The 1303-nt window shown below is 52.3% G+C and carries 2 protein-coding genes; one reads left to right on the top strand and one right to left on the bottom strand.

The genetic code is table 11. The features are described 5' to 3' along the window. Positions 1-355, top strand: a 355-nt coding sequence (locus tag GEU01_RS21865; protein ID WP_019086449.1) for a transposase, incomplete at its 5' end; no start/stop codon positions are given. 524 nt (positions 356-879) lie between these two features. Here GEU01_RS21865 and GEU01_RS23880 read toward each other — a convergent pair. Beyond that, positions 880-1303 (bottom strand): transposase (locus tag GEU01_RS23880; RefSeq protein ID WP_019087682.1); only part of this gene is annotated, 424 nt, incomplete at its 5' end.

Raw genomic sequence — 1303 nt, 5'->3', positions numbered from 1 at the left:
CCTCGTGCTCCCTGTCTGCAACCTGCACGGCATGCAGCTCCATCTCGCGGAGATTTCACGCACGGTCGCGCAGGGCGCTCACGCCGTCCTCATTGTGGATCAGGCCGCATGGCATACCAGTCAGAAGCTGGATGTTCCCTACAATATCACCATTCTCCCGCTGCCTCCCCGGGCTCCTGAACTGAACCCGGTGGAAAATCTCTGGCAGTTCCTGCGCAATACATGGCTCTCAAACAGGATCTTCAGAACCTATGACGATATCGTTGATATCGCCTGCCATGCCTGGAACCAGCTCGTCAATCAACCATGGCGCATCATGTCAATCGGACTGCGCAATTGGGCTCATGGGTTATAGCAATCAACGGTTGGTATAATCGCAAAAGCATTTTGAAATTCATTGTAATCTACCTTCTTTCCTTTGCATTAAGCTTGTTCGTTGCCTATTATTCCGCATGGGGCGCAGGAGGGATGAGTTTTTCCCGCTCCGTGTATACTTCTCTGACAGGTGCCTTTCTGCCCCTGCTCCTGTTATCCCTCGGTCGTATAGCTGGAACATTTTTCTTTATAATATATGGCGTCTTAGTTACGTCCTATATTTACCTTATTATGCAATATGGCCTCATTACCGCCAATGTGCTTGAAGCGATGTCAGGCACGAATTTTCATCAATCGCAATCCGTACTTACCGGCCTGCCATGGTCTCTGTTTGCGGCGGTAATCCTGATCCCGGTCATAAGCGGATGGTTCGGATGGCGTAATGCACGCTTTCGTCCTTTGCTAATGGGGATAACAGGCGCGCTTGTCATCCTCCCATTATGCAAAGAGATTCCCATCCGATCAGGATTTGCAAAAATCCATGGTCTGCCTAGCATGATAGCGTTAAGATTCTATCGCTATGTTCCCGGCATTAGAGCCCGATCCGAAAGTTTTCCAAGCTTGACAATGCCTTGCTGTCCGTCGTGTGAGCATGCGGATCGAGGCGATCAATGTCCACGCGGTTGAGGAAGCAATGGACTTTTCCCAATCTTTGGCGAGCCGCCTGCACCGTCCCAGCCAGGCGAATGTCCGTTCAACCACCCAGCGGCGAGGCAAGATCTGAAAGCCCTTCGCCGTATCGGACCGCCTGATGATTTCGACCGTCCATTTTCCCATGGAGGCGAGCGCGGATCGCAATTTGTTGCCAGCATAGCCGCCATCAGCAAAGATGTGGCGCAGCCAGGGAAAGCGCCTGCGTATTGCCGCCAGAACATCAACCGCCCCATCACGGTCCTGGATGTCGGCGGCATGAACGAGGAGAAAGATC

Origin of the sequence: Komagataeibacter europaeus LMG 18890 (assembly GCF_000285295.1) — a bacterium.
GTDB classification, from domain to species: Bacteria; Pseudomonadota; Alphaproteobacteria; order Acetobacterales; family Acetobacteraceae; genus Komagataeibacter; species Komagataeibacter europaeus.
The sequence above is the reverse complement of the archived record's forward strand: the minus strand, read 5'-3'. Positions and strand labels throughout refer to the sequence as shown.